The sequence below is a fragment of the Sciscionella marina DSM 45152 genome (genome assembly GCF_000379465.1).
In the GTDB taxonomy this organism is placed as follows: Bacteria; Actinomycetota; Actinomycetes; order Mycobacteriales; family Pseudonocardiaceae; genus Sciscionella; species Sciscionella marina.
This window is the reverse complement of sequence record NZ_KB905384.1, coordinates 49,418-72,439: the sequence shown is the minus strand read 5'-3', so window position 1 is coordinate 72,439 and position 23,022 is coordinate 49,418. Positions and strand designations below refer to the sequence as shown.

Here is a 23,022-nt window from a genome sequence, read left to right as displayed (position 1 = left end):
TCGTCCACGCCGACACCCCCACCCACCACAGCGCGCGTCAAGGCGCGTGCCCGCGCCCGATCAAGCCCCCGTGGTAAGGGCCGCGGGTGACCCGGCTGGGGTGTGTCCGCTGCGTCGACGGTTGCCCAACCGGCCGACCAGCGCCCGCGACCTCCCGCTCGGCAGCGGGCTCGCGGGCTCGAAAGGTGCGCTCATGTGCTCCGACGAACCCCACGCCCAGCACGCCTCGACCGATGGAGGCGAACACGAACCCGGCACCGTCGCCAAGTTGCCCCACCTCGACGACAGCGCCAGCGTTACGGTTCCGACCGAACCCCAGCCGCGGGGCAACGCCAGCGCCTCAGCCAGGAAGACGCGAAGGCGAGGCACCGCCCGCCGGACCGGCCAGAACCTGGTCGTTCGCGGTGTCCGCCGCGATCCACCAGATATCCACAAGCTCGCGCAAGTGGTCGCCAGCCTCGCGGCAGAGATGTTGGAGGACGAGACCGACGATGAGCAATCGGCACTGGCCGACACCGACGCATCGGACAGCGCAACGACGGTTGACCAGCGACAACCTCGCCGGGCAGCGTAGGTCCGGGGGTTCCCCCTTCAACACGCACCGCCACCACACCGAGCACGCGGTTACGCAACACTCGCAAGGAGGTCTGACGATGTCCCACGCACCGCCTCAACGACACGACCTCAGAGGGAAATCGAACCTGAACCTCCTGGAACCGGTCCGGGTCGGGATCTCAACCCGCTGTTGACCAGTGAGCCGTTGGACGAAACCCCTTTGCTCACACCGAATCACGAAGGGCTGTCATGACCAGCGCATACACTGACTCCAATGACGAGTTGCAGCAGGACATCGCTGTTCCTGTCGAGCACCCCGCGGACGACGTGGAACCAGGCGCGCGGGCGGTGATCTACCTGCGCGTGTCCTCGACTGGGCAGGTTAAGACCGACTACGACCCCGAAGGCATCTCCATCCCGGCCCAGCGGGAGGCGTGCCTGCGCAAGGCCAAGGACTTGGGCCTGACCGTCATCGATGAGTATGTCGAGCCCGGCCGCTCGGCGACGGAGATGACCAAACGGGAAGCGTTCCAGCGGATGCTGGCACGCGTGCGCGCTCAGGGTGATGTCGACTACGTCATCGTCTACATGCTCTCCCGGATGGCGCGGAACCGCTACGACGACGCCATCGTCATGGCCGACCTCCGCAAGCGCGGCGTCACGCTCGTCTCCGCCACCGAAGCGGTCGATGACTCGCCCGTCGGACAGCTCATGCACGGCATCCTGGCCACCTTCAACGAGTACCAGTCCCGCCAGTCCGGCGCTGACATCGCCAACAAGATGGGGCAAAAAGCCCGCACCGGCGGCACTCTCGGCCGCGCCAAGATCGGGTATCTCAACCACATCGACCACTCCGACGGCCGGGTGATCCGCACCATCGTCCTCGACGACGAACGGGCACCGTTCGTGCAGCTCGCCTTCGAGCTATACGACACCGGCGACTACACGCTCGATGAGCTCGCCGACGAACTCTACGACCGCGGCCTACGCACCCGCCCTACCGCCAAGCACCCGGCGAAGAAGGTCTCGATCAACAAGCTCTCCCAGATGCTGCGGGACCGCTACTACATCGGCTACGTGACCTACAAGGGCGAAGAGGTCCGCGGCCGGCACGAACCGTTGATCGACGAAGACCTCTTCGACCGGGTTCAGGACCGGATCACCGCCCGGTCCGCGGCCAAGGAGCGGCGGCGGGTGCACCACCACTACCTCAAGGGATCGCTGTTCTGCGGGCGCTGCCGACGAGCCGGGGTTACCCAACGGATGATCATCCAGCGCACCGTCAACTCCAAGGGCTCCGAATACCTCTACTTCTTCTGCCGCAACCGGCAGAACAGCAGCTGCGACGCCCCGCACGTCAACGCCGAACTGGTCGAGGACGCCGTCGAACGGCACTACGCCACGATCCGCTTCAGCCAGTCGTTCATCAGCGATGTCCGAGCCCAGATCGACACCGTCATCAGCGAACAGGAGAAATCCGCACGACTGCTGCACCAGCAACTGTCCAGCCAGCTTGCCGAACTCGACACCCAGGAGGAGAACTTGATCGACCTCGCAGCCGACGGCACTTTGCCGCAGACCAAGGTCAAAGCCAAGCTCCGCGACATCGAACGCCAGAGACGGCACCTCAACCAGCGCCTCGACACCGCCTCCGCCGACCTCACCGATGCCGCCCGCTTGATCGACGTGAGCCTGAAGCTGCTCGAACGGCCCGAACAGTTGTACCGGCGGTGCAACGACGAGCAGCGGCGCCTGCTCAACCAGGCGGTCTTCCACAACATCTACATCGAGGACGAGGAAGTCACCGACCACGATCTCCAGGAACCGTTCAGTCAGCTCCATGCCATCCAGCAGACGCAACGGTCAACGCGCGACACACAGCACAGCATGCCCGCCGTTCCGGTGCCCCGAGACAGCAAAAGAGCCACCCGCCAAGCGCGTGGCTCGTCCTCGCCTTCCGGCGTCGCGGTACTACTCCAGGGCCTTCAATCAGGCACGTGTTCTAGTAGTACCTCTAAGGTGGAGCTGACGGGGTTCGAACCCGTGACCCCCACACTGCCAGTGTGGTAGGCACGCGCCTCTGACCTGCGGGAATAGAGAAACCGCAGGAAAAACACTACCGTTCAGTGCCATTGTATGCGGTCTAAACCCATTCAGTACACCATTCTGCTCCAGATCTGCTCCACCCGCAATCAGTGTGAAGCCACAGGCCTCGCCGAGGCTGACTAATGCTAGACGTACTCGTGGTCAGAGCAATCGCTCATGATTCGCTGCCGCTTCATCTCTCAGCATCGCGAGGAAATCTGTGTCACCGCAGTCGTCGATGTCTTCATCATCTTCGCACTCTTCGTCGTCGATGGTCTCAAGCTCGACGTATTCACGGTACAGCAGCCAACTACCGCGAATCCCGTCGAGCAGGTCTTCTAGCAGGTCACGCGCAGGACGCTGAGGATCCAGTGGTGTTATCCGGGGCATCAGCCCGGCGAGTAGCTCCTCATCGCCCGGTCCCCACTGTTTTGCTTTCTCTTTGGCATCGCCAATTTGTCGTACCAGTACATCGGGTGCTGCGAGCTTCCCTTCAGCGGTGATCATCGCAGTGGCGATCAGGTCGGTTACGACTTCCCGCGGTGTTTCGCCCGCATCAAGCCGTTCGAGAACCAATGTAGGGGTCTGCACTGCCAGCGCTTCGATGTCGTCAGCTTCGGCCACAACCCGAGCCGGATGGAGATCCGCTACCTCAGCAGCAACATCGGCCGCAGCCTGAAGCCAATGCGCCGCAGCCACAGCTGCCGCAGCCGGATCAACCTCCTGGAGTAACCGTAACGAACCAAGCGGATCCGCATGCAGTAGGTCATTCGCCGCACCCACCTGCAACGGTGACGGATCGGCACGGGTGAGCAACACCGCCTGCTTCGCCCGGCCGGACAACTCGCCACGTTCAGCCCGCTCGACCCCAGCGAGCTCCACCTCGATATCGGCAACCACCTGATTAGTCAGCGACTGATCTCCCAGCGCATGCAGAGCGCGTCCTACCCGATGGGCAGCTTCCTTCACCAGGATGTACGACTGCTCCATATAGCCACCCTCGGGCAAGTTCGGGTTCCGCACCGCCCCGACGACCTCAGCAAAAGCGTCACGCTCACCCTGCCTACGCTAGCCTTCGCCGTTGGCTTCGAGAGATTGAGCGGCACTCGGCGGATGTGTATAGGTATGCCATGCCAACCGAGATAACTCGGTCAAATACGACGCCAGGCGGACCGCGCTGTCGTCCGCGTACCCCTTCGGTAGCCCTGCGACCATAGACGCAATCGACCCGACTCCCGTGTCCCACGTGGCCAGCAGAACACCGCGAGCCGCCTCAACCGCGTAGATCGTCATGCGAACAATCATGCCAAACTTAGAAGGTGATGCGTCGGAACCCGCATTGCAGACCTGGCACCGTGATCAACGTGGGGAAAAGTTGGTGCCTAACTGGAAGAGCAGCTCAATATTCGGTCGGAATTTGACATGCGGATCGCGCTGTCAAATGCAGCGGGCGTCTTCTCGGATTAGTGCAATCGAGTGAATCTGTCCTGGATTTTCTGCGTACGTTACCCAGAGTTGGATGCTAGACGCGACCATGGGATGCGATGGTGAGTTGCTGTGTTTGGATGGATGGTTTGGTCGGATCACGATGACTGATTGGTCTCTACCATCGGGTTTCGTCGAAGATCGGTCACTTCGACGAGTGATGGTGAGCGATACGAGATCTTGGCCGTGGACGTGTGCTGACCAGTTGGCAGCAAAGGCCCGGCCATCGATGCAGATGGCGGAGCCGCAGCAACCGCGGTTGCCAGGACTGCAGCTGTTCGACCTGGGGATTGTGAATGATGTCCTGGATACGGCCGAGTTCCAAGACCTGTCCATCGACAGCGCGTTGAAGGCAGTGGAGACCAACCGTGGTCCCGTGCATCCGGGGCTGCGCACGTGGGTCCGGCACGCCGTCATCCAATACTTCGAGGCTCACCAGTTCCTGTGGGATCGAGATTGCCTGCGTTTGGTACCCCACAAACCGAAATGGGTGGTGCAGTATCCGCGCGAGATCGGGTTCGAAACCCCGATCCTGGAGGTTGCTGCTTGGGGGCGCCGTTATTGCAGCGCAGACCGGCAAGTACGGGAGCTACGGTTGCTTCGTCGTCGTTCAGTGAAAGACCGACAGCGGGATGATTCCGAGATAGCCACCGCGCTCTACGTGCTCGCACATGGCCGGGCCACTCGGGGCAGAACCAGGTTTGACCTACCACACGCGCTCGTCGACACCGTAGAGCAGCCACGTCGGCTCCGGGTGGTTGAGATCGGTTGCGAGGATGGATCGGTCAATATTCTCGACGATGTCGATGTCGACGGGGCACGACAGCGGTATCGGGAGTCTGGGCAGCACCGGGCGCGCGAGGTGGTGCAAGGAGGTGGCCAACGGAATCCGGGGAGTTCGTGCCAGAAGTGCAAGCTAGTCGACGGGTGTACGGCCGTGCCAAGAGCTGACGGGATCCTGGGCATAGTTGAACGCCGTAGGCCACGCCGAACATGGTCGGTGACAAACGGACGTGCCTATATCCGTTGCCCCGCCCAGGAGTATCTGACCCGGCTGAACCTACCGCGGGCGTCAGCGGTGGAGTACGGCGAATCCGCGACTCGCGGACAGGCGGTCCATACCTGGATTGAACAGAATCATCGTCGCCAGCCGGTGCGATCTTGTACGGCGGCTGAGGCTCCGTTCGCGGACTCGTGGCAGGCTGGGCCATGGGAGGTGACAGGTTCCCAGGCGCTGTTGGGTGCCCAGATGATCGGGGATCATGCTTTGGTGTGTCCGCTGCACCATCTGCTGCCGGATTCCCCTGTGGGTGTCGAACGAACGGTGACGGCTTATGACGCCGACGCGAATGTGGTGGTGATCGCCAAAATCGATCTGGTGTACCGGGATGGTCCGGCCTGCGTCCTCCGCGAAATGAAGACTACGGAAGGAACGGATGGGGGCGATCCGCTGGCTCGGTACCCTCAATTGTCGTTGGGATTGTTACTCCTGGCTCATGCTGTGCTCGGCGACGGCTCAGCGAACGGTCGTGTCGAGTTAGAACGACTGACTCCGGCAGGGCCGGTCGTGGAAAGCTTCCACCCGACCAATAGCGATCACATGGAGCAAGCGCGACAGGTCATCAACAATCTGGCGGCGAGCTGGCACGCAGACACCACCGCCCGCGCGCAGCCGGGGCCGGAATGCCACCGTTGTGCGGTCAGCCAGTGGTGCCCGGAGGCGTTCATGCGACCGCACGACGAGGACTACTGATGACCAGGATCATACGGGAGCAGGACGACCTCAACGAGCGGCAGGCAAGGGTAGTCGCTGCAGCGTTACGTGCGGCCTACGCCTGGTCGGTGCGGCAGCGCCAGCCCGACGCGATGCGCGAGATCGCGCGCATGACCGGTGTCATGATGGAGGCCCATGGTCCCGGCCGCGGCCCAACATCTCCTATGCAGCTGGTCGAACAGCTTCGCCGACCGCTCGGCACCCTGCTTCGCTTTGCGAGCGACACGGATACCGAAGTAACTGATGTCGTGTTGCTCGATACTAACGACGCTCTCAGTGACGATGCGATTGGCGTCGCAGCCGAGTATGCGACGCCGCTCAGTCAGGTGTTCGCGACCTCGCAATGGCTTCCAGGCTGGACGAGGATGCGCGCCGAACAGCTCCGTCGGGAGGTTTTCACGTCGTTGATCGAGGCCGGTGACGCTGCCGGCTATGTGCGTGCACGCCGTTTTCTTGTGGAGCATCCTGCCGGTTTCCGCGCAAGATTGCAGGATCTCCTCCGCGAAGCCGACGCCCGATTGGCGGCGCGGTACCGGGATCTGGCTTCAGACCAGCAGTATCCCCGGCCGGTAGGGCGGTGGTGGTGGCCATGCCCGCGTTGCCGCTGGCCGATGACGGTCCGGGGCATGACGGTGCGCTGTCGGTATCGCCCGCACGGCGCGATATTCCACATCGCCGATAATTCGCGGCCCGCGGCCGCGCCAAGGCTCGTGCCTGTTCGTGACGCCAGTTCGATGGGGACGGCGCGTAAGGCGGGGCCAGCAGCGCGATCGGTAGAGGACGCGGTATGTGTGGAGGAGGAGGTGTGGCGCTCGGTTGTGGTACCGGGCGCGAACGAGGTTCGACTAGCCGATGAACTGTGCGCTTTGGGAGCGAAGGTTGCGTTGTGGCCGGAACTGGACAGCTACGACCTCGACGTCGCGGTCGGATCGTTGCGAATGCTTCTGGATGTGAAGGAGTACACCTCCGTGCGCCGCTTGATCGATGATCTGCGCGAGCGACCGCCGAGGGCCCAGATTTTGTTGCCCCGCAGCCACGAGCATCAAGAAGCTCTCCTCGCTGAGCAGTCCTCGGTGCGGGTGACGACAGAGACCAAGGTCCGCCGGGCAGTCCGGCGCGCTGCCCGAGAAGCCTGATGACTCCGACACCGGCGGATACCCCTGCGACACGAGTACATCCCACCGCCCTGCGGGCTGCTGCGGGGCTAGCCGCATTGTTTTTTCCCACAGCTGAGGGACTGACCACGCGGGACCACGTGTGTTTCGTGTTGGATGGCCACCTTGAGACCTGGGCGGGCTGGCCCGCATTGGCCGAGGAGGACGCATGCCGTTTCGGGCGGCTGCTGCGACGCCGTCCCAACCAACTGGCCAACGGCGAGTTCGCCGGTCCTCAGTTCGATACCTTGTTGTGGGCTGGGGAACTACCTGGCTGCGATCCCACCGAGAATTACACGGCTGATGGGCTGGTTGCCGTCACGCCGGGTATGCCCCTGAGGGATTTTATCGACGCCGCGCTGAATCAGCTTGACGAGCTTCATCAGCAAGAACCTCGCTGTCGCCCCGTGGCCGAGGCCGAACCTCACCACACGACGATCCGGCTCGTCGGCGCGGACGGAGCCCGCAAGCGTCTCATCGACGTTGACTACGACCTCCGTCCCCACCACGTTACGCGCGCCGGTGTAATCCCCACGATCGCCAATGCAGCACCCATGGCCACACTGTGCGTGCCATTCGCCGAGTTGGAGGTGATCGCCACGGAACTCGATGCAGCCTATGGCGATTCCTCCGACGGCGCTGAGGGGTACCGCACGCGGGCTGTGCACCGGTTCATCCGACAGGCCCGTCAGCACGGCGATCAGGCGGTCGCCGCACTCGATCTGACCGCTGGCTCGCTGAATCAGCTGCTGGCTTACACCGGCTTCGGCAAGTCGGTCGTGCTGGTGGAAACGCTGGCCTGCTGGGCGGCCCAGCACGATGTCACCATCGCGTTCGTCGTACCGAACAACGCCGACGTGATCCGGCACGCCTATCACATCGAGCGATCCCTGGCGATCCTGGGATGCGAGACCGCAGTCACCCCGCTGATGTCTCCCCGGTCAACGTTCACAGCGGCGGAAACCTACGCCCACCGGGCTGAAGGGCATGGCCCGGATGCGGACTGGGTCTGGTCACGGCTTGGCTATGGGTGTGCCCTGGCATCGACAGCGACAAGCGGGGTCGATGCGTGGCAACCTGGGCAGGAAGCCTGCGCCAGCCTGCATGCGCCGCCGCGCGGTCGGGCTCGTAAGGATCGTGTGGTGGCTTGTCCGTGGCGCACGTGCTGTGACAAGTTCCGCCTTATTCGCACCGCTTGCACCGCCGGGGTGATCGTGACCTCCCACGCCAACCTGTTACTCGGTCGCCTCCAGGTCCCGGTGGACGACGGCCTCGGCGACAATGACCAGATCACCGTCGAGGAACTGGTGCTGCGTCGTAGCCACCTGGTCGTCATTGACGAAATCGACACCTTTCAGCAGGCGGCGATCGACCAGTCTGGCCGCGGCCTGGTTCTCGACCACGCCGGTAACGCCGAAACCCCATTGCGCTTGTTCGACGAGGAGTTCAAGCGAGCTTTTGGGCGGGTGCGTGACGAGGTCGATGCCAGCGTCCGGGCGGCGTTGTTCCACATCCGTTTCCTCGCTGAGAACTACGTTAGTCACCTGGCCTACGACCGGCTTCCACGAACCCGGCCGGCACGCCGCCCGCGTCGTGGGCCAGCCCGACACTGGGTTGTGCCTCGCCGGTGGGATGCCTGGTTAACGGCCCGCTTGTTCGACCTCGAGAAAGACACGCCGGTATCAGCCGAACAGATGAACATGTTCCAGTCGTTGTTCCCCGGCGAGGCTGACACACTTCCCGACGAACCACCCGTATTCGAGCAGATCCGGCCGCTAATCCACGAGGCGACCACGAATGCTGGCGGCGGCGCGGCCGTCGATCGCGCCCGAGCCGAACTGGATCACCTGCTCGAACACATCGATGCCACCACCCGTCCCACAGTGATCAACCGTATCCTCCGTCGGGCGATTCTCGAACAGCTCCGAACGTCGCTGCACCGCCTCATGGCCAACACGCAGCAACTCGTTGCCGTCGGTGTCGAATCCACCGAGGCGATCGCCGATGCATTGGGCAACTACGGCAAATGGCGAGTGACTCCCACCGGGCCACTGGGGCGACTCGTCTTCGCCTTCACCGAACACCACGACGAGACCGGTAACGAACCCACCCGACTGACCACCGCGGCGTTCGGTGGCGACCCGCACGTCCACACACTCAGTCTCGGCGACACCACCGCATTGGCCCTAGCTAAGACCCGCCGCATCGTCCTCGGACTCTCGGCGACCTCCTACTTCCCACTCGCACCCCACCACCATGTCCACACCCTGCCTCGGTGGTGGATCAGCGACGACAACCCCGGAACGGTCACAATCAAGCCCGCTCCTATCACCCGCGGCGATGCCTCGCTGGTGAAGATCTCAGGCCTTGACGGCGCCGCCCGCCGGGAAGCTGCCCAACTACTTGCCCGTCTCCTGTGGAACCGCGAACTCGACGCCGAATTACGTCGGCTCCGTGACAACGATCCCAACCGGGCACGCATCCTGCTCGCCACGACCTCCTATGAGGGTGCGCGACACGTTGCCGAGGGCCTGGCAATCGCCGGTGTTCCCGCACACCGCATCTGCTTAGCCGTGCGGCCTCGTCGGGACGCGCCCTATGACCCAGACGGACAGATCGTCACTGATGCCGGGCAGTGGTTGGAAATCCCCGCAGACCAACTGGAGGAATTCCCCGCTGTCGACAAGGCGGACATTCTCGTCGCCCCTCTGGCACGCGTGCAGCGCGGAGTCAACATCATCGGCGAGGACGACCGATCAGCGCTGGGCTCGGTATGGCTGCTCGTCCGCCCGATCCCGCTGATCGATGAACCCGCCGAGATGGTCGCCCAGCTTCAAGCCAAGGCCCTGATCGACCATCCCGGGCCCACGAGCGATCCTCTCGATGTGCTCGCCAATCGGCGCGACACGGCGGGAACCTACTTCGAGAACATCATCAAACGACCGCCGTACTTCCAAGCACAACCCCACGAGGTCAAACTCGCCGTGGTCGCGGAGATCGTCAACGGTGCCATCCAACTCATCGGACGCGCCCGCCGCGGTGGCACGTCCGCCGTTCTTCATCTCGCCGACGGTGCCTTCCTTGACCCGAACGGCGGCACTAGTTTCGCTACTCTCATCAGCCAACTCAGCGACGCCTGGGCCGAAATGGGAGTTTTGGACACCATGCGCCAATTTTACGGGACGACGCTGGATTCCTTCTTCGCATACGCCAGGCAGAACATCACACCGGATACCCACGTGCAATCGCCAATGGAGTGACCGTGCTGTCCACACTCGCCTTCCGCCTTCCGCGAAGCCACCTCGACCGCATGCTTGGCACGATCACCGCTTACCCACTGACGGCGGAGTTCCAAGACGCCTGGGACGCCTTACCGTTTGACATGTACCGGGGGAAGCCGACACGCCCGAGCTACAGCTGGCTCACCACAGCGCTGTGCGCCACCACCGGACAGTTCGTGAGGCTCTTCGCCGAATCCGACCTCACCGATTCCGAACGTGCAGCTGGTGAACGCATGCTATTGGTCACTAGCAGACCGTTCAACCACAGCTTCCGGATCGCGGTAGACACCTGGGAACGACACCACCGCAGGGGCCGAGGCCAACCAGAGCTGGCGCATCTACTACCCGAACCCGATCCCCATCGCCTTGTACGTGAGGCGATCACGTACCACGCTGGTGAAGCCCCGTCGGCACCCAACTGGGTCTTCCGCATCGCCGCATGGCAGATCATGCAGCACCTCGCCGGCACCGTCCTGCGCATTGACGGGCACCGACCGATGCCGCTCCGCCTCGACACCGACGGAAGCCTCCTTACCTGGGACGAACGTGACCTCATCCGCAACAACGACGACACTGCTCACGCGATGGCACGCGTCGATCTACGCCTAGCCACCATGCGTGGCATCGACGACCTGATCGTCTGCTTTGACGGCCACCTCACTCGGATCGCCAACCGATGGCCCGGCACCAGAAACCTTTGGATTGCGCGGACAGGTACGGAAACGCCAATGCTGCGACTGCCCGTCAAGCACCGTCCGCACCACGACAAAGAAACCGACACAACAACCTATTCGCATCATCTCAACCAAGCCGTCCCCAAGATCGTCGAAACCTGCGATCTTGACCCATTGCCATCATTACCAGAACAGCTACCGTCAACCCCCGGACCGATCAGGCCCCAGATCGCGAAGAACCGACATCATCCACTCGGATATGGACTGGGCGCACGATTCATGCTTCGTCTGCACGAGCACGTACGTGAAAACCTGCCCGAACTCGAACCGCTCGGCTACACCATCGACGACCAAGTAAAACTCATCAAGCCGATCAGGAAACACACCCCCGGCGGACTGCCTGCAAGCGCAATCAATTCCACCGGTCACCGCCGGACCGTCATCCTCTGCCTCTACGCTACGGTCGAGGCCCGCACGCGCATGACCACCGAGTTACAGGCACTTGCAGGACGCCCCTTCGCCCTTACGGCCGACGACCACAGAACACCCATCAACGAGCGCCTCGACCTGCTCGCCCACCACTGCCCGGAGCTACTCGCCCACGGGCACGTGAACAGGGCCGCGCTCTGCGCCAGACTGCCGGTCACGACCACTGACGACGAACTCGTCGCCGCGTGGATAGAAACCGAATACCATCCCCAACTCGAGATCATTCACGATGCCAAACCGCACCTCCGTCGACTTCTAGGACGTCTCACAATACCGGTACAGTTCCTCGCCACCGAACCGGTGAACCTTCCGGACGACGCTCAACCCGCCACCCCGAAAAGAAAAAGAGAAGCAACCCGAGCATCCCTGCGCGGCCTACTTCTCAACGCAGGGATCATCGATCACCGCGTCGCCCGCGCCACCACAGACCCCAGGTTGCGACAGCAACTGAACTGCCCGGCTCTACTGGTCGGTATCCATGCCCGCCGCCAGCAAACTGGTACTGGTGACGAGGATCCACCCTTGATCCTCACCATGGTGGCCCTACGCGCCACACCGGATCCAGCGGCAAGTTGGCCAGTCTCCATGTATAGCGAATACCGGAATTCATGGCAGCCGATCGGACCAGCACTCGCGAACTTTCACGCGAACACACTAGGTGACAGGCTACTCGGCCGCTACGCTGACAAGGCGGCCCGCACTCGCGAGCACGTCGAGCATGCGCTGGCCGAACTCAGCAGCGACCAGGACAACACAAACCTGCCGGTCGTGATATTCGTTGACGCCCAAGCTACTCGCACGATCTGGCCGGGTCTCCAAAACAGCAGCACTCCCAACGCCGAGCTACCCGGCGACAGCCTACGCGCCACCGGAACCGACGTTGCGGTCATCCGCTGCAATGATGACGTCACCGAAATCGGGCGCCCAGTAACTCGACTCGATAGGGCTAACCTTCCCGCCGATCCCCAACAGCCCGCCGCTCCCGGGCGGAAAATCTACAAACTCGAAGAAGGAAAATATCCCGTCTGGCTGCTTGCCGGTGTATCCCGAACCTACTCGGCAAAATGGGGCGACACCGGAGCGAAATTTACCCGATGGACCCTACCCGAGGACCTCGAGTGGCAGAAAAGGCGGAACTGGCACGCCTACACAGCAATCCAAATCGCGATCATCAACGCTGGCACCTGGGAACCGACCACCCTGACCGCGCTAAGTGCGCGCCTATGCGACCAATCAGCATCATGGGACGGACGAACACTTTACCCAGAACCACTCCACTATGCTGCCCACGCGGACGAAGACCACCCCGACTACCGCAGCGAAGAAGCCAAAAACAACACTGAGGAACCAGTCGCCGCCGAGGATCAAGACGAGGACGACATTGCCGATTCATCTCTTGGCGCCGATGAGAACCTGTGATAGATGTGTCAATCGCCCCCCTCTGTCGCACTTTCCATGAAGCAGTGGCCCTGGGGTGTCAGCGGTCTCCGCGGAAGTTTGTTGCGAAACCTATGGACCGCTGTCCCCTTCGAGGGCCAGTCGGCCAGGTAACCACACCACACCCCGTGATCCTGAACCGAACGACGTACTGCGGGAAGAAATCAGGACAGAGCAGTCCATCTGACACTCAACGGACCACGACGCAAAAGGGCGGGTCCTTATGATTTGCTGGTGACTGCCACAGATCCTTGTGAGATGTTCAAACGTCGAATTAGCTGATCAAAATGAGGTGATGAGTGTTTCGAGAACGGATTCTTCGTGAACCGCGGTCCCTAATTCGACCATCGCACGGCCGAGTTCGGCTTCCCAGTCGGGAATGACAGGGGCTCCCGTTAGTTCGAGTTGGTCGGGGAGGTTTTGGACTGCCTGTCGGTAGTCGGTGGCGCTCATGCGCCAGGGACACACGCCGAGGGCGTGTATCAGTCGGTTGGTGATGGCGATTCCGGGCCAGTCGAAGTCGCCGTGGTATCGCATTTCGGCTCGGCTGTCTCGCAATGTGCGTAGTACGTCGAGGGTGACGAGGTTGGGCTCTCCCGAGGTGCACACCACGGCGACCTCGGGACGTTGTTCGGCGAAGGCTTCGAGCACTCTGGGGTTCTCACACACCAGAATCTTGCTGGAAGGCACATGCACCACTGTTCGTTGGAGGTCCCATAGCGTGAGGTGGGCCAGTCCGTCGCGCAGACCGAAGGTGAGGCAGGTGGAGGAGACGGTGTCCGTTTGGACGCTGGCGCGTTCCCAGAGTGTGCGCCGCTGCGTGGCCGATATCGGATACTCCATCTCATAGGCGGTTGCCAGTCCACGCAGTACCAGGTGGGTCAGTGGGCGGTCGTCGTCGAGGGCGTGTGCGTCTCCGCAGGTCCGGGCCGCCAGATCGGCGCGGGAGATGATGTCTGTTCCGCTGTCCCGCTCTGCCAGGATTTCCAGTGCGCGTTCAATCAACGCTACGGGGTTGCGCCGTTTGGTCAGGTATCCGGTTCGGCGCAAGCCCGCGAGCCACTCGTCGGCCCATGGCAGTCGCGTCTCGGGATGGGCGGCCAGCCAGGCATGCGCTGCTGCAAATGGTGCCTGCCGGGAGGTACCGTGGGCGGATCGCAGCGCTGCCTTGTCGGTCAGCGGTTCGCCCTGGATGGCTTCCACGACCTCGCGGAGTCCGCCGATCCGGGAGCGTTCGCGTAAGAATTGGTCCAGTTCCGCAAGGTCGATCCGTGCCCGGTCAGTGAGCACTGGTCTACCGAGGATTCCAGCAACGGCGTGCCGAGTGGTCCGTTCCATGCCGGTCAAGACGATACGCCCGGTCGGTAGGAGTCCGCGTTGTTCCAGGGCATCGGACACTCGGCGCCATACCGGTTCCAGTGCGGGATCGGCCAGCCACCTGGGTACCTCGGTCATACCGACTGCATCCCCACCGCGCGCAGCCTACGCCCATCCCAAAGGTGCTTGTATTGGGCGATCCCCCGTTCGGTCGGTGACCGGAGCGCTTCGTAGATGGCCAGCTTCGGCACGGTCTCGTAATCGCCCCACAGTCGTTCGCTGGTGATCACGAAGTCGAGGTCGAAGTCGACCAGCAGTCCGAACAGTTTCGGGTGGGTTTTCACGTCGATCTTGGGGAATGCGTCGTCGAGCAGGATAAACTGTGGTGCGTAAGCCGATGCCCCGGCGATGCCGGTGAAATGTGCGGACGCGGCCGCGAACAGCGGAAGATAGCACACCACTTTCTGTTCACCCTGCGATAACGGAGTGCGGCGGGTCAGGTCTTTCCAGTCGCCCGGCGCTTCCGGTCTGCTGATCCTGACCCGGAATTCCGACCATTCCCGGTAGTCCAATGCCGTGTGCAGGTGTTCGGCGTAGTCCAGTTCGGGGTGCTCTTCTCGGGAGGTTTCGATCAGCTGATGAAGCGCGTCCTTGAGTCGCTGCCGTTCCTCGGATAGCAGCGCACCCATTGGTTTGGTCAGCAGTTCGGTGGCTTCCCGTACCTCGGGGAGAACGTCGTCCTTAAGTCGCCAGGCCAGCTGCACTGTGATGCCTTGCGAAGTGCTGACGTTGTTCAGGAGCCGGTTCATCGCTGCCACGAGTTCTATGGCTTCCTGGCGGTGGGTCCGTAGTGCGTCGCCGAGGTCACCAAGCAGATGTTCGGTGAAAATCCGGCCTTCGCGCTCGGTGAACAGTTCCCGGTCGGCCGCGAGTTTGGCGTCCAGCCGCCCCGCCAGCACACTGATCGGGTGTTCACCCGCCTGATCGCGGCCGAGCACCACGATGACCTCCTGCTGTTCGAACCAGCGGGGATCGGTCGAGCCGGCTTCGCTGCCAAGCAGCTCGTTCCACCGGCCCAGTACGGTCGTGCCCCGGACCGGTTGCCCCGGAGCACGGCTGGTGAACTGGCGGGCAAGCCGCTGAACGGGTTGCGGGACGGCCTCTCCCGGCGCGTATGCTCCGGCGGTGGTCAGGGCGGCGACCTCGGCACCATCGGCAGGCCGTTCGAGTACTGTGTCCAGCAAGCCTTCCACGGTGTGCAGCGCGCCGAAGGTGTGCAGCGTTGCCACCAGTATCGGAGTATGGTCTTCGACCGCCTTGCGCGCCCCATTGACTTGTTCTTCATAAGCGCCGCGTTCCTTGCTCCATTGGCGCAGCTTCTCCTGCGCAGCCTTACGGTCGGCACCAGCCTGCTCAAGTTCGCGCTCGACATCGCGCAATCGCCGTTCGAGCTCCTGTACCTCGGCGCCCCGCGTGTCGCGCAGGGTTTCGTACTCGGTACGGGCCTCGGCTGCGGTTTCCCTGGCGGCCCTGGCGTCGTTTGCTGCCTGCACGGCTTGCTCGCGTTTGGTATCGGCTCGTGCACGGTCGCGCGCCCACTTCTCCAGTGGGTTGTGCTGTCGTCGGCAGCGCCCGACGTGGTCGTGTGCCTGCCGGTCGAGTGCAGCGAGCTCGCTATCGCGCGCGGTCAGACCGACCCGATCACTCGGCAGACCATGCAGTTCAGCAAGTTCGGCTAGTTGCCGCGCGGCGGCGGCCGCGACAGTGCGCTTGCGTTTCGCTTCATCCACGCGTATACCGAGCTCTTCCCGGTTCCGGGTGTGCACGGCTTGTTCGGACCGAACCTGCGACCACGCATCTCGGAGCTCGTCGGTCGGCGGCAGCGCGGCGAGCCACGCATTAATGTCCGCGATCCGAGTGCCCACCTGCTCAAGGATCCGCTCGGCCTCCGTGAGGATCGCCTCGTTGTGGTCGATCTGTTCGTCGATAGCGGCGAGGCGACGAGCGCGTTCCGCGGTCCGAGCCCGAACCCCGATGTATTGGGCGACCGGTTTCCCAGCCCGTCCATCAAGCGGCCCCAGCCGCCACGTGCCATCGAGGCCAGCGCGTACCTGTTGTTCGCCATCGGTCCCGCCGAGCTGCACACGTCGGAGCACTGCTCGCACGATGTCGGCCGACACTGGTGATTCCGCCACGGGCGCGGGTGTCAATACTTCCTGCAGCGTCGTTCCCGAGGCGGCTGGACCGGCGGCCAATACGACGTCGTGGGTGTGCGCGTCAAGTACCGCCCCATCGGATCGCACCCAGGCGTCCAGCAGCCCCGAGGATTCCAGTGCAGCTTCCAGCGCGGCAGCCTGTTCGGCGCTTACCTGGTCCGCGAAGTCAATCAGCCGCCACAGCGGGTCGCCGGTCGCCGGATCCCTTTGCGCGCGTGAGAGTGCCGGTGATGCAGGCGCCGGATCCGGTTCGACCTCGATGGCCGCGCGTTGTTCCCGCAACTCGCCGAGCCGCCCCTCGGCGCCCTGTCGTTCCACCGAGGCGGCAGACTGGCGCACACGCAGCTCGGCGAGGTGCGGTTCGGTTGCCGCTCGGGCACGGCTGGGCAGCTCGTGCAGCATCGCCGTGTCCAGTTCCTCGGGCAGTTCGAACGGGATGGCTCGCTCGTCTGTGCGCCATGTGGTGAGCTGTACGGTGAACGCGTGTTCGGCACTGGATGCGTGTTCTTCGGCGGCCTGCAATCGCTCGGCAGACTTATTGGCCGCTTGTTCAGCATCATTTAGGCGTTCCTCGGCTGTTTGCCGTTCGCTTTCGGCTTTCTCTGACTCGGTCAATGCTTCGCCGACTACCTGCACAGCCGCCCTTGCGGTTCCGATCGCAGGGCGGCATTCGCTGACCCGTGCCGCGTGGTCCTCGAGCGCAGTCCGCAGCCGCTCGGAGTCCGTCACCTGCATGGGTTTCTCGAATCCAGGCACCGCGAGTGTGATGCCGACACGTTGGTCCACCAGTCTTCTGGCGAGCTTGTCGGCGTTCCCGGCGATTGTGGCCAGTTCAGCACCGAGTTGCCCGGCGTCGGTGCTGACGTCCTCGTGTAACAGGTTTGCTTCCGTTTCCACGTCTCGTGCGGTTCGTTCAGCGCGGCTAGCGGCATTGGCGAGGTCGGTGGCGCGACGGTCCTTCTGCCGCAGCATTTCCTGGCTGCGCGCCTCCGGGCTCGATTCCAGCTGCGTCTTGCGGGCGCCGGTCTCGCGTTGTCGTTCCTCGGCATCGGCATCAGCGTTTTCGGCACTGGTCAACTGTTCATCGGCCTCCGCCAGTTCGGCCTCGCGGTCCCGCAAGGTGGCTTGGCGTTTGCGCTGCTCGGTGATCGCTCCCAGCACGGCGCGGGCACGCTCACCGACCACCGTGGCCGCGTACTGTCGGTAGGTCTCGGTGAACGACCGCACAGCCCTGGTCGCTCGGGCCAAGTTGTCGATCTGGTCGCCGAAGTCAGCGAGCTGATCGAGGCTCTCCCCGGTGGAGCGCAGCAGTTCCTCGTCCAGCTGTGGCAAGGCGACCGACAGTGTCTCGGCCAGGGAACGCGGATCGATGTCCTCACCGACCTGCGGGCGCCGCAGCCAATACAGCATCCGCAGCAGCTCGTCGTACCGACCGGGTTCCAAGCCGAACAAGGTACGGCCAACGTGCTCCTTGTAGGCCCGCCCGGAATGCTGATCGAAGTACACGCCGTCCGGTTCCACGGCCTCGCGGCACCGGTCCGGAGGCAACGGGCCTGAACCGTCCGCGAGATCCAGCCCGTCTCCCACTGCATGCGGTGAGGTGAAAAACCACGTGGGAGCCGACTTCGCCGATTCCGAGGCGCGGATACCGACCCCGCAAGTGAAAACCTCCCGGTGCCCGGATTCATCGGTGCGCGCGAATTCCACCCACACGTAACCGATACGACTCGGCGCACCGAAGGATCCGTTCTCCAGCATCAGCCACAGCAAACTAGTGTGATGCCCTCCACCCGAGGCGCTCAGTCGCCGCTTGTCGCCGTCCAGCACGAACGGCAGCAGCATCTCCAGTGTCTTGGACTTGCCCGCTCCGTTCGCGCCACGCAACAGCATCCGCCCATCGGCGAACTCGAAGATCTGTCCGTCGTACTGCCAAACGTTGAACACCCCGGCCCGGGCCAATCGATACCGATGCGGGTCGGCCAGGACTTCCTCGGGGACCGCCATCAATCGGGACATCGTCACGCTTCTCCGTTCGTGTCGTCGAACAGCGAGGCCTGCGGGCCGACGACCTCAGGTTGTGGGGCATAACGGGCTGCCACTGCGTGCACCAGCCATTCCGGGCCAAGGGCGCCCGAGGCGAGGCGCACCAGCCCCATCGCGTTCAACACCTCGAACACTTCCGCGTGCAACTTGTCCGGATTTTCCCGATGCGGCTTGTTCAGATAAACGCGGTATTCAGTCGCCAGCGCGTCCAACTCACCGGTCACCACCTCGACCGGCACCTGCCACCATGGGCCGTCCGCGCCGTAGTCCACACACCAGCGAACCAGTCGTTCGACCAGTAGTAGTGCGAACTGTTTGGCCGTACCCCGGCCGGGAAACGCAACGTCGGAGAGCTCGTCATCGGGACCGATCACCAGCGCGCCCTCGGCCCGCAATTCGAGTTCGACACCGAACAGCTCGCGCAGCGTCTCCTGCTCTCGGTTACGGCTGCGCCGCCACCACTCGGCCTGTTCCTCGGTAAGCTCGTCCGTAGTCATCACCGGCGACTCCAGCAGCCGCCGCCGCACCGCGACCCGGGCACCGCCAGCAGCCGAGGGCAACGCGGCGACGTCCAGCAGATCATCGGGGGAGCGTGTGTCCGCCACGGTCGCCGCGGGCAACAAACGCAGCCTGTCCCGGTCCACATCGAGCAAAGAACGCGCATTCCGGTCGGACACCCAGCGCTCCAACCCGCCACCATCGTGGTCCCGCTCGCGCAGCACACCCCATTCGACCAGCACCAGCAACGCAGCATGCAACGCGCGCCGGTCGGCGGGCACGTCGGGGTCCACATCGAGTTCCGCCTCGGCGATCGTGCCACGCACCTCGCCAACCAGCTCGTCGATCATCAACTGGTCCCGGCACCGGCCGAGCGCGGCCATGGTCACGCACAGCAGCGCATAACCGCGCGGATCGAACGGCCGATCACCACCACGGCGCAACAGCGGGCGGCTCGGGTCGCGGCCGAGTCCTGCCTTGTACAGCCGGGCCACCCTCGGTTCGACAACCAGGCGATAACCGAGGTTCTCCGCGAATCGTCGGGTCAGTTCCCGCGCATGTTTGCGCACCAGCCGGAACTCGTCCCCATCGGTATCCGCGGCCAGCATCGGCTTACGCAGCAACAACCGGGCAGCGCGCCGCCGATCCTCCTCCTCGTAGCCACCGCTCATCGATCCGCCTCCGCGCGCGATCCCTCGGACGCCCCGGCCGCGGGGACGATCTCCAGGGCAAGATCGACCAGCTCCAGCCGCCCCTGTGGACTGTTGATAACTGTGTGTCCGCCAAGGACACTGCGCACCACCAGACACAAACCGGTCTCGGCGTACGCCGAAGTCCGCTCCCCTTCGGCCAGTGGTCCGCCTGCGGACAGCAGGGCCGCGCCGTACAGATCGAGCAGCGCGGCACGCGCGTCATCGGAGATCTGGCCGCCGCTCCACTGTTCCAGCTCGGCCAGCGCGGCCCGGCGGCGGCGCTCCACGGCTTCTCTCTCCTCGATACGGCGCCGTTTGGCGGTCGAGTAATCCGCCGGCTTACCGACCCTGCCACGCACCGTACGGTCACCGTGGTTGCGCAACGTCACCGGAACATCGGCCGTGGGACCCTGCCACCACGATGTGGTCGGCGAAGGCGACGCACCCTCACGATCGGAACGAAAACCCAAGTGACGGGCCGGATACAGTCCGAAAGCCGCGACCCACAGGGCATGCGCGCCCGCATCGTCGCTGCAGCCGAACCAGCGAGCGAGCGTAACCAGATCCTGATGACGGCTACGCTCCCCCGTGCCGTCAGCCACGATCCTGCGCAGGTTCGACAACAGCGCGTTCATCGCCTGGGTCGCCAGCCCTCGCACCTGCACCGCGTCCGCCTCCCGGCCCGGCTCGCCGAGAAACCACAACGCCAAGCTCGGCCAGTCCCCGACATCGAGTCCCCGATCCCGGCGAGCTCGCGTGCCATCCAGACCCACCAGACGCTGGCCCGCGTTCGCCTGGTCCACCAGTGCGTCGATGCTCGGCCAGAGCGTGATGATCTCCTCACCGATCTGCGGCATATGCAACCCTATCTCCTCGACGAAGCGATGCAGGTAATCGATCAGGAGATTCTTGTACGCCTTGAACTCATCCGGGTTCAGATCGAACCGCCGCAGTACCTCCGACAGGTAGGTGTAGAAATCGCGGGTGGAATCCACCAGCCGCTCGAACTGCGCGAACAGTGTCGTGATCCGACGAGCCACCTCGTCGGGCGCCAACTCGGCCAACGTCTCGGTCTCGATCCGGTTCAGCACCCATAGCCCCTCCAGGATCCCGCCGAGCATTTCGCTGGAAACCTCATGAGCGGTTTCGGCGCGCTGCAGGAGTTCCTCGACCATCCGGTGCACGGCCTCGCCGCGCTGAGTGAGCTGGTAACGAGCACGGTGCTGCAGATACTCCTTGATCGAGCGTGCTTCGGCCTCCCGGGGACTACGCGCCAGATTCCCCAACTCCACCAACCGGGACAACCGAACATCGACAATATCCAGATCGAGCTCGATACTGTGCTCGACGATCAACCGCTGCCGAACCTCGGCAGCCGACTGATCCGACAACAGCCCACTGATCCCGCCAGTAAACGTGCGCATGATCGCCACATAGGTCTCCGCCTCCCGCCGGGTCGCATAACGCAACGACTCCAGCCGGAGCTTGTCCGCATGGCTCAGCACCCGACCAGCGGTCTCTGCAGGTGCGGTCACATCGGAAAACGACTCCTCGCCCGTTCGCCGGTTGTCCGAAGCCATACCGCAAGGCTACCGACCACCACCGGCACGGAGTGCCCATTCGTGGAATGGCCCATGATCATCTACCCCCGTGCCCGCCCCATCACCAGTCCAACAAGACCGACTCGCAGGGGCCCAATTGCCGGAGCCTCTTAAGGCCACGATTCGTCCTGGTCGAGCGCGGGCGCGTCGCGGCGCTGGTCGACGGCGTCGCCAGGATCGGCTTCGAGCGTGTTGGCGACGCCGTGCGGGGCCTGTTCGTCGGTTGTGGGTTCGGGGCGGGCCAGGCGCGGATGCTCGGCGCGGTCATAGGCAGCGGCTGTGTCATCGTGCATGGGTCCTCAGTGCTGGCTGCTGAGGAGGTGGTGCAGGTCGTCGCGGGCGGGCGCGAGGAGCAGCGGGCCGGTAGACAGGCAGCCGTGCATGGCGCGCAGGTCGGCGAGAAACTCGTTGAGCACCAGGTCACTGCGGTGGCCGAGGGCGGCGGGTGCCTGGTGGATCAAGGTGGCGACGAGATCGGCCAGGGCGGTGGTGACCTGCATGGCGCCGTCGACCGACGCGTGCAGCTCGGCCAGGCCGGGCGCCTGTGTGGTCAGGCAGCGCCCGGCCGCGGTCAGGTGGTCGCGGGCATATTCCAGCAGGGCGCAGCAGATCGTGTGTGGCACACCATGGCTGGTCCTCTGGTCGGCGAGTGATGCGGGCCACGTTCATTTCGTCGCCCCTTCACCCACGCGAGCACTGATCGCTCGAGGACGTCACGCTCCATCTGCACCGCCGCCAGCTCAGCGCGCAACCGCTTCACCTCAGCAGCCGAATCCTCGGGTATCCCATTGACCGCGTCGTGCTGCTCACGATCCTTTGTCACCCAGTTGCCCAGTGCACCTGGGTTGATTCCCAGGTCACGGGCAACCTCGGCGACCGACTTGCCCGTGTCCAGAACCAAGCGCACCGCACCGTCCCGAAACTCCGGATCGAACTTCCGTCGTGACTCTGACATGCCCACCCCTCATTGTGCATGCCTCCACGACGCCAGGGGCAGCTCACCAGGATCTTTAGGTAGGCTTGGGCTGGCGGTTGAGTAGCGCTCCATTTCCTGCCCCGTAATCCAAAACCGTTCCTACGGTTCTCCCGCACGGCCTTCTGGCATCATCACCGACTGGCATCGGCGTCGTCCTGCGCGCGGTGCCGATCCAGCGGTATGCTCCGCGTCGGGTGGCCCACCCGTTGGTGAAGCGAATGGTTCAGTTCCGCACCACGACCCCATGTTTGCGGCTACCGAAGAGCGCCAGCCGTTCGTGGACGTAGCCGCCGACGCCGTTGAACTTCCGTCCGCAGCTCCCACTGCGGAGTTACGTACTCCAGCCCAAAGCACCGAGTTGAGGTCGGCGAGCGCAGCAGACGCCGGCCTGACTTCCTTCGAGTAGGAGGGTGCGCATTCTTGCGGTGCAGCGAATTATGGTATGCCACGTGGCCGCAGTGGTCAGGATCGAGCATGTGGCGGTGGTGGAAGTCACTGCACCTGCGTGTTTCAAATGTCCCTTCAACATGGGAATCCGCATGCTCACTGGTTCCCTGAACCGGTATGACCGGCAGGCCGACGGCGGCAAGCAGCGAGGTTGCCTACTGCCGAAAGCAACTATCTGAGCGAGTACCGAGCGATTGTCGGCAAGAAGGGTTACCGCTGGCGACGACGCCGTCCGTACCGTGGCGGTAGGCCGACAACGGCGTCAACGCACGGCGGCACTGCGCAGTGGCCCTGCGTT

14 protein-coding genes, 1 tRNA gene and 1 pseudogene are annotated in these 23,022 nt (G+C 63.8%); 7 read left to right on the top strand and 9 right to left on the bottom strand.

Going from position 1 to position 23,022, the window contains the following annotated elements:
- Positions 1–193: 193 nt before the first annotated feature.
- The gene (locus A37U_RS43350) at positions 194–574 is read left to right on the top strand and encodes a hypothetical protein (protein WP_157182779.1); all 381 of its coding nucleotides are present in this window, start codon (positions 194–196) and stop codon (positions 572–574) included.
- A gap of 230 nt (positions 575–804) precedes the next feature.
- Positions 805–1,890 (top strand): annotated as a pseudogene (locus A37U_RS53575) (recombinase family protein); the annotation flags it as partial.
- Between the two features lie 685 nt (positions 1,891–2,575).
- On the opposite strand, the gene A37U_RS51425 reads toward A37U_RS53575, so the two are convergent.
- Both A37U_RS51425 and A37U_RS49590 read right to left on the bottom strand, forming a co-directional pair.
- Positions 2,576–2,642 (bottom strand) — tRNA-Ala (locus A37U_RS51425).
- Positions 2,643–2,802: 160 nt separating this feature from the next.
- Complete coding sequence (locus A37U_RS49590; protein ID WP_240437562.1) at positions 2,803–3,630, bottom strand: hypothetical protein; 828 nt, start codon at positions 3,628–3,630, stop codon at positions 2,803–2,805.
- A 700-nt stretch (positions 3,631–4,330) separates the two neighbouring features.
- Between A37U_RS49590 and A37U_RS49085 the strand changes: the two genes are divergently transcribed.
- From A37U_RS49085 to A37U_RS43335, 4 genes are all read left to right on the top strand, one after another.
- Positions 4,331–5,878: a PD-(D/E)XK nuclease family protein gene (locus tag A37U_RS49085; protein WP_157182778.1), complete on the top strand. Its 1,548-nt coding sequence runs from the start codon at positions 4,331–4,333 to the stop codon at positions 5,876–5,878.
- A complete protein-coding gene (locus A37U_RS0112295) occupies positions 5,878–7,035 on the top strand; it encodes a pPIWI_RE_Y domain-containing protein (RefSeq protein WP_020496944.1) in 1,158 nt (385 codons plus the stop codon). Before A37U_RS49085 ends, A37U_RS0112295 begins: the two co-directional genes overlap by 1 nt.
- Before the next feature lie 170 nt (positions 7,036–7,205).
- Complete coding sequence (locus A37U_RS43340) at positions 7,206–10,313, top strand: hypothetical protein (RefSeq protein WP_240437561.1); 3,108 nt, start codon at positions 7,206–7,208, stop codon at positions 10,311–10,313.
- Between the two features lie 2 nt (positions 10,314–10,315).
- Positions 10,316–12,916: an RNaseH domain-containing protein gene (locus A37U_RS43335; RefSeq protein ID WP_169526853.1), complete on the top strand. Its 2,601-nt coding sequence runs from the start codon at positions 10,316–10,318 to the stop codon at positions 12,914–12,916.
- Positions 12,917–13,216: 300 nt separating this feature from the next.
- Here the strand turns inward: A37U_RS43335 and A37U_RS43330 are convergent, their stop codons facing one another.
- The 7 genes from A37U_RS43330 to A37U_RS54855 all read right to left on the bottom strand — a co-directional run bounded on the left by A37U_RS43330 (position 13,217) and on the right by A37U_RS54855 (position 22,256).
- Positions 13,217–14,389 carry a TIGR02679 family protein gene (locus tag A37U_RS43330; RefSeq protein ID WP_020496940.1) on the bottom strand — a complete coding sequence of 391 codons (1,173 nt, stop codon included), beginning with the start codon at positions 14,387–14,389 and terminating at the stop codon, positions 13,217–13,219.
- Complete coding sequence (locus tag A37U_RS0112270; RefSeq protein WP_040587437.1) at positions 14,386–18,483, bottom strand: TIGR02680 family protein; 4,098 nt, start codon at positions 18,481–18,483, stop codon at positions 14,386–14,388. Before A37U_RS0112270 ends, A37U_RS43330 begins: the two co-directional genes overlap by 4 nt.
- A gap of 2 nt (positions 18,484–18,485) precedes the next feature.
- Entirely contained in the window at positions 18,486–19,679 is a 1,194-nt protein-coding gene (locus A37U_RS43325; RefSeq protein WP_020496938.1) for a TIGR02678 family protein, read from the bottom strand.
- The gene (locus A37U_RS0112260; protein WP_083933417.1) at positions 19,676–21,280 is read right to left on the bottom strand and encodes a TIGR02677 family protein; all 1,605 of its coding nucleotides are present in this window, start codon (positions 21,278–21,280) and stop codon (positions 19,676–19,678) included. Before A37U_RS0112260 ends, A37U_RS43325 begins: the two co-directional genes overlap by 4 nt.
- A gap of 131 nt (positions 21,281–21,411) precedes the next feature.
- Positions 21,412–21,594 carry a hypothetical protein gene (locus tag A37U_RS0112255; protein ID WP_020496936.1) on the bottom strand — a complete coding sequence of 61 codons (183 nt, stop codon included), beginning with the start codon at positions 21,592–21,594 and terminating at the stop codon, positions 21,412–21,414.
- A gap of 6 nt (positions 21,595–21,600) precedes the next feature.
- The gene (locus tag A37U_RS48250) at positions 21,601–21,924 is read right to left on the bottom strand and encodes a hypothetical protein (RefSeq protein WP_020496935.1); all 324 of its coding nucleotides are present in this window, start codon (positions 21,922–21,924) and stop codon (positions 21,601–21,603) included.
- A complete protein-coding gene (locus A37U_RS54855) occupies positions 21,873–22,256 on the bottom strand; it encodes a transposase (protein ID WP_420806233.1) in 384 nt (127 codons plus the stop codon). The genes A37U_RS48250 and A37U_RS54855 overlap by 52 nt, the downstream gene beginning before the upstream one ends.
- Before the next feature lie 470 nt (positions 22,257–22,726).
- Here A37U_RS54855 and A37U_RS51420 point away from each other — a divergent pair, with 470 nt between their 5' ends.
- Positions 22,727–22,903 (top strand): hypothetical protein, encoded by a 177-nt coding sequence (locus A37U_RS51420; protein WP_157182776.1) that lies wholly within the window; start codon positions 22,727–22,729, stop codon positions 22,901–22,903.
- Positions 22,904–23,022: the final 119 nt, after the last annotated feature.

Bases quoted from the DNA above. Each gene is read 5' to 3' on its own strand.
- A37U_RS43350 (WP_157182779.1), top strand. From the start codon at position 194: ATGTGCTCCGACGAACCCCACGCCCAGCACGCCTCGACCGATGGAGGC.
- A37U_RS49590 (WP_240437562.1), bottom strand. From the start codon at position 3,630: ATGGAGCAGTCGTACATCCTGGTGAAGGAAGCTGCCCATCGGGTAGGA.
- A37U_RS0112295 (WP_020496944.1), top strand. From the start codon at position 5,878: ATGACCAGGATCATACGGGAGCAGGACGACCTCAACGAGCGGCAGGCA.
- A37U_RS43330 (WP_020496940.1), bottom strand. From the start codon at position 14,389: ATGACCGAGGTACCCAGGTGGCTGGCCGATCCCGCACTGGAACCGGTA.
- A37U_RS0112270 (WP_040587437.1), bottom strand. From the start codon at position 18,483: ATGTCCCGATTGATGGCGGTCCCCGAGGAAGTCCTGGCCGACCCGCAT.
- A37U_RS43325 (WP_020496938.1), bottom strand. From the start codon at position 19,679: ATGAGCGGTGGCTACGAGGAGGAGGATCGGCGGCGCGCTGCCCGGTTG.
- A37U_RS0112260 (WP_083933417.1), bottom strand. From the start codon at position 21,280: ATGGCTTCGGACAACCGGCGAACGGGCGAGGAGTCGTTTTCCGATGTG.
- A37U_RS0112255 (WP_020496936.1), bottom strand. From the start codon at position 21,594: ATGCACGATGACACAGCCGCTGCCTATGACCGCGCCGAGCATCCGCGC.
- A37U_RS54855 (WP_420806233.1), bottom strand. From the start codon at position 22,256: ATGTCAGAGTCACGACGGAAGTTCGATCCGGAGTTTCGGGACGGTGCG.